The 12,743-nt window shown below is 64.7% G+C and carries 14 protein-coding genes and 1 riboswitch; of the genes, 7 read left to right on the forward strand and 7 right to left on the reverse strand.

All coding sequences use genetic code 11. The annotated features are described in order from the left end of the window. Positions 1-57: 57 nt before the first annotated feature. A riboswitch (FMN riboswitch) is annotated at positions 58-203 on the reverse strand. Between the two features lie 187 nt (positions 204-390). Beyond that, positions 391-1,011, forward strand: coding sequence for a hypothetical protein (locus tag AC13GF_RS04295; RefSeq protein ID WP_049451395.1), 621 nt, complete (start codon positions 391-393; stop codon positions 1,009-1,011). A 151-nt stretch (positions 1,012-1,162) separates the two neighbouring features. After that, entirely contained in the window at positions 1,163-2,056 is an 894-nt protein-coding gene (locus tag AC13GF_RS04300) for a hypothetical protein (protein WP_483003402.1), read from the forward strand. A 48-nt stretch (positions 2,057-2,104) separates the two neighbouring features. On the opposite strand, the gene AC13GF_RS04305 is transcribed toward AC13GF_RS04300, so the two are convergent. Next, positions 2,105-3,109, reverse strand: coding sequence for a hypothetical protein (locus AC13GF_RS04305; RefSeq protein WP_483003404.1), 1,005 nt, complete (start codon positions 3,107-3,109; stop codon positions 2,105-2,107). Between the two features lie 283 nt (positions 3,110-3,392). Between AC13GF_RS04305 and AC13GF_RS04310 the strand changes: the two genes are divergently transcribed. The 5 genes from AC13GF_RS04310 (at position 3,393) to AC13GF_RS04330 (ending at position 7,849) form a co-directional block, all read left to right on the forward strand. Next, the gene (locus tag AC13GF_RS04310; protein ID WP_483003405.1) at positions 3,393-4,040 is read left to right on the forward strand and encodes a hypothetical protein; all 648 of its coding nucleotides are present in this window, start codon (positions 3,393-3,395) and stop codon (positions 4,038-4,040) included. 12 nt (positions 4,041-4,052) lie between these two features. Continuing rightward, entirely contained in the window at positions 4,053-5,015 is a 963-nt protein-coding gene (locus AC13GF_RS04315; protein WP_483003406.1) for a hypothetical protein, read from the forward strand. A gap of 155 nt (positions 5,016-5,170) precedes the next feature. Further along, positions 5,171-6,034, forward strand: coding sequence for a hypothetical protein (locus AC13GF_RS04320; RefSeq protein ID WP_483003407.1), 864 nt, complete (start codon positions 5,171-5,173; stop codon positions 6,032-6,034). Positions 6,035-6,048: 14 nt separating this feature from the next. Then, positions 6,049-7,290 carry a hypothetical protein gene (locus AC13GF_RS04325; protein WP_483003409.1) on the forward strand — a complete coding sequence of 414 codons (1,242 nt, stop codon included), beginning with the start codon at positions 6,049-6,051 and terminating at the stop codon, positions 7,288-7,290. A 130-nt stretch (positions 7,291-7,420) separates the two neighbouring features. Beyond that, entirely contained in the window at positions 7,421-7,849 is a 429-nt protein-coding gene (locus AC13GF_RS04330) for a hypothetical protein (protein ID WP_164221765.1), read from the forward strand. Positions 7,850-7,884: 35 nt separating this feature from the next. Here AC13GF_RS04330 and ribD read toward each other — a convergent pair whose 3' ends face one another. The 6 genes from ribD to AC13GF_RS04360 form a co-directional block, all read right to left on the reverse strand. Further along, positions 7,885-8,970, reverse strand: coding sequence for a bifunctional diaminohydroxyphosphoribosylaminopyrimidine deaminase/5-amino-6-(5-phosphoribosylamino)uracil reductase RibD (gene ribD / locus AC13GF_RS04335; protein ID WP_483003411.1), 1,086 nt, complete (start codon positions 8,968-8,970; stop codon positions 7,885-7,887). 171 nt (positions 8,971-9,141) lie between these two features. Beyond that, positions 9,142-9,663: a transcriptional regulator NrdR gene (nrdR, locus tag AC13GF_RS04340; protein WP_135272284.1), complete on the reverse strand. Its 522-nt coding sequence runs from the start codon at positions 9,661-9,663 to the stop codon at positions 9,142-9,144. Between the two features lie 149 nt (positions 9,664-9,812). Further along, positions 9,813-10,262 carry a hypothetical protein gene (locus tag AC13GF_RS04345; protein WP_483003413.1) on the reverse strand — a complete coding sequence of 150 codons (450 nt, stop codon included), beginning with the start codon at positions 10,260-10,262 and terminating at the stop codon, positions 9,813-9,815. A gap of 27 nt (positions 10,263-10,289) precedes the next feature. Continuing rightward, on the reverse strand, positions 10,290-10,709 hold the full coding sequence (locus AC13GF_RS04350) for a hypothetical protein (protein WP_483003415.1): 420 nt from the start codon (positions 10,707-10,709) through the stop codon (positions 10,290-10,292). A 67-nt stretch (positions 10,710-10,776) separates the two neighbouring features. After that, the gene (gene glyA / locus AC13GF_RS04355) at positions 10,777-12,030 is read right to left on the reverse strand and encodes a serine hydroxymethyltransferase (protein WP_099588522.1); all 1,254 of its coding nucleotides are present in this window, start codon (positions 12,028-12,030) and stop codon (positions 10,777-10,779) included. A gap of 184 nt (positions 12,031-12,214) precedes the next feature. Continuing rightward, positions 12,215-12,688: an RcnB family protein gene (locus AC13GF_RS04360; protein ID WP_480980990.1), complete on the reverse strand. Its 474-nt coding sequence runs from the start codon at positions 12,686-12,688 to the stop codon at positions 12,215-12,217. Positions 12,689-12,743 lie beyond the last annotated feature (55 nt).

Genomic DNA, 12,743 nt, shown 5'->3' on the forward strand with positions numbered 1-12,743 from the left:
AAGTGAGCGAAAAACGCCGCAAGGCAAACAGGCGCACGCAGGGCAAGAGCCCTGTGGCACCGTCTTCTTTCATCCGGACTATGACCGTCGGCTCCGGCATTGGACCGGATCTGCTGACCCCCGGCCGTGGGCCGGAGCGCTCGCGGGCTCGTGCTTGCGCACCTACCGCCGGTGGGGAATTGCACCCCGCCCTGAAGACGTTTATGTACCGGCGAACCGGCATGGCCAGTGTACCAGCCCGGGCTGAACGGGGTCGGATGCGACAGCTGTGACGGCCGTCGCTCGCAATTTGTAAAACTTTCATTAAAATTCTGCCCCGGACGACATGAGGTCGCCACGGGCAGCCCGCAGGGCAGGCCCGCCAATGGACTGAAATTCACAGGAATTCCCATGCGCAAGATCCTGATCGTGGCCGCCCTGCTGGCCGCCGCCCCGTTCTCGGCTTCGGCCGACGCCCTGAGCTACACCTACGTTGAAGGCGGCTGGACGCAGGTCAAGGTTGACGACAACGCACTGGACGACCCGAAGGTCGACGGCGGCTACCTGCGTGGCTCGGTAGCCATCGCCGAACAGGTCTACGTGTTCGGTGGCTGGTCGCGTACCAGCAAGACCAATCACTACGGCAATGATTCGCTGAAGCTGGAACTGAACCAGCCGGAGCTCGGCATCGGCTACCACATGCCGTGGACCGACCGCCTGGACTTCACCGCCGATGCCGCGTGGGTGCGCCAGAACGCCGAAGCCACCGTCCGCTACGACGGCCTGCGTTTCAGCCAGAAGGATCACACCAACCTGGGCCGCGTCACCATGGGCATCCGTGGCAAGCCGTCGCGCATGACCGAAGGTTGGGTCAAGGCCGGTTACATGGACGGCGGCAACAACTTCAAGGGCACCTGGGTCGGCACCGTCGGCGGCCAGATCAACTTCACCAAGACCTGGGGTCTGGTGGGCGAGATCTCCGGCTACCGCGACGTCACCCAGTACTCGGCCGGCGTCCGCGCCAGCTTCTGATCCAACGATCGCTTCTCGTCGTGCGATCGAACGGGCCCCGCAAGGGGCCCGTTTTTTGTCCGCTGCACACCGTCACCTGGCTGCATCGCGCCATCGAAAGTGTGGGCAGATGCGCTAGGCTTGCGCGCCTCTGGAACAGGAAAACACCGTCATGAAGACCCCCACCCGTACCACCCGTACCCTTCTGGCCAGCGTGCTGCTGTGCGCCCCGCTGATTGCCAGCGCGGCACCGGCCCAACTGACGCCCGAGCAGGCCTTCGACCTGTATGCACGCGTGCTGCTGGAAGACGATGCGGCCGCCACGCGCACGCTCAACGACGCACTGAAGCCGGCGTTCGAGGGCCAGGATGCCGTGACCCCCAACCCGGGTGCGCTGGCCAAGGCATTGGCCGAACCCTGGCAGACCGTACTGGCCAGCACCGGCGCCAAGGTCGACGCTGCGGGCACCGAAGCGCTGTATGCCAAGGCGCTGCGTGATTCGAAGTGCCGCGCGACCAAGAGCGTGATCGAAGACAACGAATACGTTGAAGACCAGAAGCTGGCGCGGATCACCTACAGCTGCCAGCTGCCCGACCTGGGCAAGGTCCGCCCGCTGTTCGCTGCCAGCCTGGCCGACAATGCCAGCCCGGCCTTGCGCAAGCAGTTCACCGATGCCTATACCCAGGCACTGCAGAGTGGCGCGCGCGTGCCGGTCAGCAGCACCTTCACCCTGTACCCGGCCAAGGACAACGGCTACTGGTACAGCGGCAACTTCGATGACCTGGTGGGCACCGTAGCCGGTGCACTGGCACCGTTCGAGGACTGGATGCAGGACGCGCAGGCAGCCAACGCGCCGAAGGTAACCGGCGTTCCGGGCTGCGACCTGTTGCTGCAGCAGCACCGCAGCTGCGTGGCGAAGATCGCACCCGACCAGATCAGCGGCGTGGACGCGATGGCCGAAGAACTGAAGGCCAAGGCGCAGGTGAAGTCGACCGATGAGATGACGCAGGAGTGCAAGGCACTGCGCCCGATCGCCGAGATGATGTGGACCGACGAATGCGCGTGAGCCGGTAAGCGGTAGCGCCGGGCCATGCCCGGCGACACCACGCTGCCGTCATCCTTCGTCATCATCGTCCGGATGTTCGCCGAACTCCGGACGATTCTGCTGGTACTCGCAGCCGTGCAGGGTCTTGCCGGGCGCCCACGCACGCACGATGCGCGCGCGATCTTCCAGCCAGCCGTCGGCCGCCGTGTCGGTATCGTAGAAGCCTACGAAAGCAGCGTCGCTCCAGCCATCGTAGGGTGGCAGAAGCCATTCTTCGGCCAGCGTTTCGGCGATATCCCCGTCCAGCTCTGCGTACAAGGTCTGACCCACCTTGACCAAGCGCGAGACGGGCCTGCCGGCGATCATGATCGGTGCCGGCGGCACCCACCAGCGATTGCCCTCTTCATCCTCTCCATCCTTCCAGCCTTTGAAACGCGTATCAGTGGTGTGCGCCGACATGGTCACCGCCCAATCGGCCGTGTAATTGCGCAGTGCGTCTGCCTTGCAGCTCAGCACGTCATCGAGCTCAGTGGCGATATCCACACCCGGCGCGAACACCACGTCAGGTTCCTTGCCGCGCCTGCGCAACTGCTCCATCCGCGTGTCGTAGCGCTCCTCGCACCCCACCAGCACAGAGTCGGGGTGGGTAGAGACCCGCGACGCCGTAAGTGAACGAACCGAAAAGCCGATTTCGCTGACATTGCGCAAGGACAGGTTCCGCACATGGATGTGAGGGGCGGCCGTTGCATGTAGCGGCTTCATTTCCAGCTGCTTGGATATCGTCTCAAAGGAGACATCATCAAGGATGGCCATCGTCCCTTCCGAAAGCACTGCGATGCGCTGGGTCGGGTAGCCGAATACAGTGATCGGACTAGGCAGCTCGACCTCATGCAGATACGAATTGGGCTGTTTGACAACGATCCACGCATCGAATGGCGGCTTTGCACGCTTGCCATCACCCAGCACGACATCCCACACATTTCGCGACAGCGGCTCGCGTACCGAGGTGGGAGCCCGGCACTCGATGACGGCGGCCAGGTCCTGCAACGCCTGCGCGCTTGTGATGGTACGCACGGCAGCGGGATCCTCGCCATCTGCGAACGCGCCAGGCGAAACAACCATTCCAAGCGCAAGGAGCGCTGGAAGCGTACGGGTTCGGAAGGATTGCGCCACGATTATCACCGCACTGGGAAACCCAGCACTGTGCATTCGGGTCACGAAGGCGGCTATGAAGAAAGTTTCAAATTTCCCCGACGTTGTTGCCACGAGAGCAATCCGTAACTTTCAGACAAGTTGCATGGACCAATGCATGGAGCGCCCTTGATCCTCAGGGACTTCCCCCGCTTCCATCCACGCCATGTTGAGACTTCTTTTCGTCCTGCTGCTCTGCGCACCGCTGGCCGCAGATGCTGCAGTGCTTTCAATGGAAGACACCTTCGCTGCCTATGCGCGCGTCATCACCCAGAATGACGAGGACGCCAGAACTGCGCTGCGAAACAGCCTGCGCACTGCAGACCCGGACAACTATCCCGACATCGGAGACGTCGTTGACGCACTCTACGCATTCGAGAATCTTGCCACTGGTTTCGAAGAGCCCGCGGCCAGTGCGATCAACGCGCGCCGGAAGACCATTCACTGCCGTGCGGTCAGAACCGAGGAGGACAGCTCCTCCCATCGCGGCGTTGTGGACTACCAGTGCGCGCTTCCCGATGTATCTGGCGCCTTTGACGCCTATCGGGAGAATCTGGCGCGCTCACGTGCCGGGGACCCTGATGGCGATGCTTTCAGAACGTTCCTTGGCATCTATGCGGCAACCCTGCGCGACGCGCCTGACACCACGTACACAGCGAGGGCGGAGTTCTCGCGTCTTGGCAACAATGGTCCATGGAGCAGTGCAGACATGCTGTTCCTCGGCTTGAATCTACTGAAGGAGCTGATGCCGTTTTCCGCTTGGGACGAGCGCATTGAAGCAGAGAAAGACACTCATCAAGTCCGGACAGAATAAGAGGCATTCCAGATGCTCACCCACTTCCGCAGTCTCGTACGCGCGGCTCTGCTTCTCCTGCAGGCCTTGCTGCTCGCAGGTTGCTCACAGGCGTCACAGCCGTCAATGGCTGTGCCCGGCTCCGTCGTCAGCCTGTCGCCGCCTCCCGGGTTCGCCCTCGCCCCCAACTTCTCCGGGTTTGTCAGTGATGATGGCCGTGCCAGCATCCTGGTCGCCGAGCTGCCCGCCGAGGCCAGCAGCACAGTCAGCGGACTGTTCGTGGATGAGCCCGCTGCGCGTAGCCGCTTCGCCAGCCAGGGCGTACAGGTCGATCGCCTGGAGTCGCTCAGCGTCGAGGGGCGGACGATCCCGGTGGTCATCGGCAGCCAGGTCGCGCACGGTTACACCTTCGAGAAGTGGATGGCGCTTTTCAGCGGCTCCCCCACCGTCATGATCACGGTTCAAGCCCCGCGTGATCATGCACTGACGCACAGGCAGGCGATGCAGGCCTTGGCGACCGTAACATTGCGTCCGCAGGCCACGCTTGAGCAGAAGATCGCCGCGATGCCTTTCAGCGTTGAGCCGGCGTCCCCTTTCCGCCTGCTGGACACCCTGTCCGGATCAGCCGTGGCACTTACGGCCGGTGAACTGGACACTGATCCCGATGGTCTGCAGCCCCTGGTAATTGTCGCGTCGCAGCTTTCTCTCCCCTTTGCCTCTGACGATCCAGAGAAGGTGTCCGATCAGTTGATTGCAGGGACCGTCAGGATTCAGGGCGGAACGATCACCTCAAGGGAGAACGTGCCGTTCGGCGGTATCGCCGGGCACCGGGTTGATGGGGTGACACCCGACGGACGCCACTACCGCCACTATCTCGCCCTGTGGCCGGATGAGCGTTTCGTCCGTTTGGTTGCCATCCTGCCGGCAGACAGTTCCAAAGAAGTGGAAGACGCGGTTGACGCCATGGCCTCCTCGGTCCGGTTCCGCGAGCCATGACACCGATGATGCGGACCGACAGATTCGCGTGAGCCTATGCCACCGGGTCAGGCGCGCGCCTTCCCCAACGCCATGCATTTTCAGACAAGTTGCATGGACCCCTGCATGAGGTGCCCCTGATCCTCAGGGCCCTCCCGGATCGCCCGTGTGCCGCCATGCTGAAATCCATCGCCATCCTGCTGCTGGGAGCGCCGCTCACCGCTACCGCCGCGCACTCTGCAGCGCTCTCGCTGGAAGAGACCTTCGAGACCTATGTGCAGGTCATCGTTCACGGCGATACGCCGTCGAAGGAAAAGCTGCGCCACCATCTGCGTGCATTTGCGAACAGCGACAGCGTTGAGGTGACCGTCAACGCCATCGATGCGCTTCAGCTGCCCAAGGTCGCCTTCAACGGTACAGCAATGGAACCGGTTGCCAGTGCTCTGGAGATGCGGCAGAAGGCCATGTCCTGCACCATCACCGACATCAGCCGGGAGACGGTGCATTCAACGCCACAGGCGACCGTGGCCTATCGGTGCGCTTTCCCCGACCTCTCGGGCTTCTTTCCGACCTACCGGGACGCGCAGAAGCGACGCGCCGACGTCGGCGATGATCCCGAACACGCCAGGGCGCTCTTCGCGGCATTCGCCAATGCCCTGCGCGACGCGCCGGATCATTCACATGAGGGCAGCACTGTGTTCCTGCAGTCCGCAGGCAGCGGCCAGTGGATGGCTCTCGACCTGCCGTTGCTCGGTACGGCGCTGCTGCAACAGATACTGCCCTTCGACGCATGGAATACGCGGATCGAAGCGGAAGCCGTGCCTGTGGTTACCGGCGTACCCACCTGCGACCTGATGATGGCCGCCCAGCTGAGGTTCTTTGCCCTGCATCATTCCCAGAGCCCCTTCCTGAGCAACGGCGTACTGCAACGCAATCTGCTCAAGCGCGTGGAGGGAATGAGCGACGCGGATGCAACGCGCGACTGCCAGATCTTCCATGAGCGCAACCGGGAGCTGTGGAACAGGGAGAAGACCGAATGATGTCGGGATCCTTCATGATCCGGCATCTGGTGGCCCTGCTGCTGGGCTCGCCGCTCTGGGCGGTAGCCGCTGAACCTGCCGCGCTTTCGCTGGAAGCAACCTTCGATGCATATGCTCAGGCCAGGTTCCAGGACGATACGCGCGCCAAGGACCGGCTTCGCCGCAGCCTGCAGACCGCCGCCACGCCGGTGCCGGCCGACATCGAACTGAAGGTAGAGGGCCGCGCCTTCCAGAACCTGGCGGAGGTACACGGCGAGGCGATTGCCGACGCCCTGCAGGTACGCCGGAAGACCATTCACTGCCGGGCAACCGGCAGCGATGTTGAAGAGATTGGAACACTCAGCGTTGGCACCGTGACCTATCGGTGCGTGCTGCCAGACATGTCCGGGCACTTCGAGGCCTATCGTAGGAGCCGAGAGCGGATGAAGGACAGAGAGGGCGACCCGATGGATGACGCGTCCTTCCGTACGGCGTACGCGACGGCGCTGCGTAGTGCACCCGATGCGCTGCATGAAGGAAGCATGCGCTTCATCAGGAACGGCGACGGACCGTGGGACAGCATTGAGATGCTGTATTTCGACGCCGACATCCGCGGGCTGTTGATGCCGATGCAGGCATGGGACGAGCGCATCGAAGGCGAAGGCGTGCCTGCCGATCTCCCGCCGCAGGCCGAGTACACGCTGCAGGCGCGGGTGCTGCTGCAGAACGATGCCGAAGCGCGGCAGTTGCTGCGGGCACTGGGCGAGAACCTCGACCCTGGCGAAGCCATGGACTGGCGCCCCATCATCGAAGACGTTCCGGCGTGGTTGTCGCGCCAGGACTTCGCAGCGCCCTCGCCCGACGTCACTGCAGCCTTTGCCGAGGCACTGGCGTTGCGGCTGCCGAGGGTCAACTGTGCTGCTCGGGAATTCGTGCCATTGGGCTCGCCGGAGATCGGCATGTACACGCTGGTGTGCCAGCATCCGGACGTAGAGCCGCTGCGTCAGGCCTATCTGGCGATGCGCGCCGCGCCGGAAATCGAGCGCCAAGCGCGTATCGATGCGTTGTTCCAGCGTTGGGCCACACTACTGCGCGAGGCGCCGCCCGTACCGCATTGCACGCCGGTAGTCGGCGGATACCAGGCACGCCATGCGTTCGCGCATGCCGAGCGCATGCAGCAGTTGTACCAGGCCATTCTGTGGCGGCTGCTGCCCTTCGACGTCTGGCTGGAAGAACCGGTAGTGCCAGGTCCGGATGAGCTCTGCGATCTCACATAGCATCCTCCCAGTGTGACGGCGCTGGCCGGATGGCGGGCGAAACGTGCAGGCCATCCGTGCTCGGCCCATCTTCGACGACGACAGAGGTGATCGCACTTTCAGAACCGTTGCATGGCCTTGCGCAGCCTGCATGGTCAATGCTGTTGCCCTCTTCCACCGGGGCAACCGCATGAAACACCGTATGACATCGATCGCGATCATGGTGCTGGCGCTGATGGTGTGCTGGCAGGCCGAAGCGTCCAGGTTCAAAGCCACCAAGATTTTCGTCGTCCAACCCTCGGTCGCCTTCGAGTCGACCCAGCTGAGCGACAGGCAGCTGGATGCGTGGATGAGCGAAGACGACGACTGCCACGCGTTCCTGATGTATCACGATCAGTGTGCCGTGCTGGTACTGCCCCATGAGTACGACGACGGTTTCACGCGGCACCAGCTGCGGTTGAAGGCGAGGCAACTGCCGGGCGAGGCGCTGGGCGCGTACTGCCGCAACCTGCATGTGCTGTGGAAGCAGCAGTGGAAGGGCCAGTGCCCTGTCGGCGAAGAAGACGACGAAGCAACCTGACGCCGAGGGCGTAGCCCTTGCTCTGCGTTAATCCTTCATGGGCGCAGCAGCAGCCTGTTGTCCTCGCCGACCTGGCGCTGGTCAACCACACGCAGGCGACGCTGCTGGTCCATGGCATCGATGCCGAGACCGGCCAGCAGCGGGCGTCCGTTGTCGCCCAGCAGCGTGGGGGCCTGGTACAGCAGCAGTTCGTCCACCCAGCCACCGCGCAGCAGCGCACCGGCCAGCGTCGCGCCGGCTTCGGTGTGCACTTCATTGATGCCGCGCTCGGCCAGCAGTGCCAGCACCGCGCCAAGATCGAGACGGCCGTCAACACTGGGCACGCTGGCAAATTCTGCGTCGGCCGCATCCGGCGCACTCACCGCTGCATCGTGCAGGTACAGCGTCGGTGCCCCGCCCTCGCGCACACGGCTGCACTCCAGCGAGCGCAGGCGCGAATCCAGCACTACGCGCAGTGGCGGCATCACCTCGGTATCGGCCAGGCGCACGGTCAGCATCGGGTCGTCGGCCAGCACGGTATCGGCGCCGGTCAGGATCGCACCTGCGCGCGCGCGCCAGTGCTGCACGTCTTCGCGCGCGGCCGGGCCGGTGATCCACTTGGAGCTACCATCGGCCATCGCGGTGCGACCGTCGAGGCTGGCCGCCAGCTTCACCCGCAGCCACGGCCGGTTGCGCTCCACACGCGACAGGAAGCCCTTGTTGAGCTCGCGTGCCTGCGTCGCCATCAGTCCTTCGGCAACCTCGATGCCGGCATTACGCAGCAGATCGAAGCCACCGCCATCGACCTTCGGGAACGGATCGCGCATCGCTGCGACCACGCGCGACACGCCCGCGTCGATCAAGGCCAGCGCACACGGCGGCGTGCGCCCGTAGTGCGCGCACGGTTCCAGGGTGACGTAGGCGGTGGCACCGCGCGCCTCGCTTCCTGCCTCGCGCAGCGCGAACACTTCGGCGTGCGGTCCACCGGCACGCTGGTGCCAGCCCTGCCCGACCACGCGTTCGCCGTGGGCGATCACGCAGCCGACCATCGGGTTGGGGCGGGTGGTGTAGGCGGCACGCTCGGCCAGACGCAGTGCGTTGGCCATGTGCAGGTGGTCGAGGACGGAGAACGGGGTGGTCATGCGGCCATGGTAACGCTGCCGGTGTGGATCCACGCCATCAGTGCCAACCAAGGTTGGCACCCATCAGGGCAAAGTAGATCCACGCCATGCGTGGATGAGCGCCACTGTGCCAACCAACGGTTGGCACCCACCAGAGCAGAGTAGATCCACGCCATGCGTGGATGGAGGCCGTCAGCCCTTCTTCTTCTTGCTCAGGGCAATCACATCGCCCAGCAGCTGCAGCTGTTCGGTACTGGACGGCAGGTCGCGTTCAAGCTTCTCGATCTCCTCGCGGAAATCGGCGACGTCCTCGAAGCTGCGGTAGACCGAAGCGAAGCGCACATAGCCGACATGGTCGAGCTTGCGCAGTTCGTTCATGACGAACTCGCCGACCTTGATCGAGGGCACTTCGCGCTCGCCGCTGATGCGCAACTGGTGGACCACGGCGCGTACTGCCGCTTCGATCTTGTCTTCGGCCACCGCACGCTTCTGCAGCGCGCGGTCGAAGCCAGCACGGACCTTGCGCTGGTCGAACGCCTCGCGGGTGCCATCGCTCTTGACGATGGCCGGCAGTTTCAGCTCGACCGTTTCCATGGTGCTGAAACGCTCGCCGCAGGCTTCGCATTCACGCCGACGACGGATCGTCGCGCCGTCTTCAGAGACGCGCGAGTCGATGACCCGGGTATCGGCATGTTGGCAGAAGGGGCAATGCATGGAACGCCTGGCTCAGGAAAGTACCTATTGCCACGGTCATGGCAGCGTCGCAAAGGTACCTGAGAAAGGGCCCCGCAGCAAATGCTGTCTGCGCGGAAGTGCCTGCATTTCGGCCGAACAGAGCCTCCAGCGCGGTCAGGGCTGTGCGCTCAACCGGGTGCCGGCGGCGCCGAGGCCGCGCGTGCCCAGCGCAACCACACCAGGTGCCCGGACATCACCAGCAGTGGCGGGCCAAAGCCGAGGAAGGCCAATGTTGAGATCTCCCCGCGCTTGAAGGTGAAATACAGCGTGGCGGCAACCACGCCCGACGCGGCCAGGCCCCCCAGCGCCAGCCCCACCCAGGCAACAACCGGGGAGTGGCGCAGGCCGGTAACACCACGCCACAGGAACAGGCCGCTCAGCCACAACCACGACAGCAGGCCGATGATTCCGGCCGACGACCACAGCAGCAACAGCCTGTGCTCGTCGCCCGTCAGGTACTTGCCGTCCCATACGACCATCAGCCCCAGTACGGCACCCGTGCCGCCTGCCGCCACGGTGGGCAGGCCCACCAGCAGGCCGGCGATCGCCATCCAGCGTTTGTGCAGACGCTCATCCATGCGTTCGATCTCCTTCCATGGGCCACGTCATGCGCGGCGTTTGATCCACACCAGCAACGCAGCCGGCACCATCATCGACGGGCCCAACAGCAACAAACCGATGCCTTCGCCGTTCACGGCGATGCCCCACCACAGCGCCAGCCCCAGCGGGGGCAAGGCGGCGAGACCGCCCGCCAGCAGCATCCACCACCAGAGGCGGTGCACGTGCAGCCCGGCACGCCCCTGCAGCAGAAAACCCGCGCTGAGCCACAACCAGGCCAGGCAGCCGGCAATGCCGGCCAGGCCCCACAGCGGCATCACCGTCACCGAGGCCAGCGTGCCATGACCGAACTGGCCCAGCCCCATCAGCAGCAGCATCGCCGCCGCCGCGCCGCCCATCGCCAGGCTGGGCAGGCCAAACAGCACCGCCAGCGCGGTGTACAGGTACTTGAGGTGGCGCTCATCCATGCGCGGTTACTCCAATGCCGGGGTCAGAGCCCTTCCCTGCGGGAAGGGATCCGACCCCACTACGCGATCAGCCGTAGACCGGGTACTTGCGGCACTGCGCGCTGACGGCGTCGCGCACGCGGGCGATGACGGCGTCATCGCTCGGCGCGTCGAGCACATCGGCGATCCAGTTGGCCAGGTCCACGCAGTCCTGTTCGACGTAACCACGGGTGGTCACCGCCGGGGTGCCCAGGCGCAGGCCCGAGGTCACGAACGGCGAACGCGGGTCGTTCGGCACCGAGTTCTTGTTGACGGTGATGTGGGCCTTGCCGAGCGCGGCTTCCGCATCCTTGCCGGATACGTCCTTGCCGATCATGTCGACCAGCATCAGGTGGTTCTGGGTGCCGCCGGAAACGATCTTGTAGCCACGCGCGATCAGCGTGTTGGCCATCGCCTGGGCGTTCTTCACCACCTGCTGCTGGTAAGCCTTGAAGCCCGGCTCCAGTGCTTCCTTGAAGGCCACGGCCTTGCCGGCGATGACGTGCATCAGCGGACCGCCCTGGATGCCCGGGAACACGATCGACTGCAGCTTCTTGACCAGGTCTTCGTCGGCGCCCTTGGCGACGATGATGCCGCCGCGCGGGCCGCGCAGGGTCTTGTGGGTGGTCGAGGTGACCACGTGGGCGTGTTCCAGCGGGCTCGGGTAGACGCCTGCGGCGACCAGGCCAGCGACGTGGGCCATGTCGACGAACAGGTAGGCACCGACCTTGTCGGCGATGGCGCGGAAGCGCGCCCAGTCGATCACCTGCGAATAGGCCGAGAAGCCGGCCACGACCATCTTCGGCTTGTGCTCCAGGGCCAGGCGCTCGACTTCGTCGTAATCGATCAGGCCTTGATCGTTCACACCGTACTGCACGGCGTTGAACAGCTTGCCCGAGGCGTTGACCTTGGCGCCGTGGGTGAGGTGGCCGCCGTGGGCCAGGCTCATGCCGAGGATGGTGTCACCCGGCTGCAGCAGGGCGAAGTACACGGCCTGGTTGGCCTGCGAACCGCTGTGCGGCTGCACGTTGGCGTAGTCGGCGCCGAACAGCTGCTTCAGGCGGTCGATCGCCAGTTGCTCGGCGATGTCCACGTATTCGCAGCCACCGTAGTAGCGCTTGCCCGGGTAGCCTTCGGCGTACTTGTTGGTCAGCTGGCTGCCCTGGGCTTCCATCACCGCCGGGCTGGTGTAGTTCTCGCTGGCGATCAGCTCGACGTGGTCTTCCTGGCGCTGGGTTTCAGCGGCGATGGCCTTGGCCAGTTCGGGATCGTAGGATTCGATGCGGACGTCACGCGGGAACATCGGGTACTCCAGCAGGCAGGGAAAAGGGGTACGACTCAGCCCCCGATTGTAGCCCCGCACCGGCCTGCTGGGGCCGAAACGGACGGGGTCGGCATCCCCGAAGGAATCCGGCCCCGTATGGTTTCGATTGATGTGGGGTCAGAGCCCTTTCCGTTGGAAAGGGATCCGACCCCGGCCACGATCCTCAGCGGTTGCTGAGCACGTACTGGGCAATCACACCGGTGGCGATGGCCACCAGCAGCATGTTGCCGCGGTCATCGCGGATCCAGTGGTGGCCATACGGCGGGCGACGCAGGTGATAGCGCGGGTAGTCGTTCACTACATAGATCGGGCCGCGGTAGTAGTCGCGATAGCGGTGGCCGACCTTCCAGCCATAGCCCGGGCCATAGGCCGGGCGATACACCACCCGCGGCGGCGCCGGGCGGTAGTAGCGGTCATGGTCGCGGTGCCATTCACGGCGGTCGTGGCGGTAGTCGCGCCGGGCCTCGCGGCGGTCGCGCTCCCAGTCACGGCGATCCTGGCGCCACTCGCGGCGATCCTCCCGCCACTCACGGCGGTCGTGGTCGCGGCGATGGTCGTTGTCGGCGAAAGCCGGGGCCACGGCGCCGAGTGCCAGCACAGAGGCCACGGCGCCGGCCATTACTCGATTGATGCGCATGTCAGACCTCTGCTCGGGTGGGTGGTGAACCCATATTGCGCACCCGATCTGAACC

The sequence above is a fragment of the Stenotrophomonas sp. 22LJNL06-5-1 genome, assembly GCF_056861455.1.

Excerpts from the sequence above, each read along its gene's own strand:
- AC13GF_RS04295 (WP_049451395.1), top strand. The coding sequence starts at position 391 with ATGCGCAAGATCCTGATCGTGGCCGCCCTGCTGGCCGCCGCCCCGTTC.
- AC13GF_RS04300 (WP_483003402.1), top strand. The coding sequence starts at position 1,163 with ATGAAGACCCCCACCCGTACCACCCGTACCCTTCTGGCCAGCGTGCTG.
- AC13GF_RS04310 (WP_483003405.1), top strand. The coding sequence starts at position 3,393 with ATGTTGAGACTTCTTTTCGTCCTGCTGCTCTGCGCACCGCTGGCCGCA.
- AC13GF_RS04315 (WP_483003406.1), top strand. The coding sequence starts at position 4,053 with ATGCTCACCCACTTCCGCAGTCTCGTACGCGCGGCTCTGCTTCTCCTG.
- AC13GF_RS04320 (WP_483003407.1), top strand. The coding sequence starts at position 5,171 with ATGCTGAAATCCATCGCCATCCTGCTGCTGGGAGCGCCGCTCACCGCT.
- AC13GF_RS04325 (WP_483003409.1), top strand. The coding sequence starts at position 6,049 with ATGATCCGGCATCTGGTGGCCCTGCTGCTGGGCTCGCCGCTCTGGGCG.
- AC13GF_RS04330 (WP_164221765.1), top strand. The coding sequence starts at position 7,421 with ATGGTCAATGCTGTTGCCCTCTTCCACCGGGGCAACCGCATGAAACAC.
- ribD (WP_483003411.1), bottom strand. The coding sequence starts at position 8,970 with ATGACCACCCCGTTCTCCGTCCTCGACCACCTGCACATGGCCAACGCA.
- nrdR (WP_135272284.1), bottom strand. The coding sequence starts at position 9,663 with ATGCATTGCCCCTTCTGCCAACATGCCGATACCCGGGTCATCGACTCG.
- AC13GF_RS04345 (WP_483003413.1), bottom strand. The coding sequence starts at position 10,262 with ATGGATGAGCGTCTGCACAAACGCTGGATGGCGATCGCCGGCCTGCTG.
- AC13GF_RS04350 (WP_483003415.1), bottom strand. The coding sequence starts at position 10,709 with ATGGATGAGCGCCACCTCAAGTACCTGTACACCGCGCTGGCGGTGCTG.
- glyA (WP_099588522.1), bottom strand. The coding sequence starts at position 12,030 with ATGTTCCCGCGTGACGTCCGCATCGAATCCTACGATCCCGAACTGGCC.
- AC13GF_RS04360 (WP_480980990.1), bottom strand. The coding sequence starts at position 12,688 with ATGCGCATCAATCGAGTAATGGCCGGCGCCGTGGCCTCTGTGCTGGCA.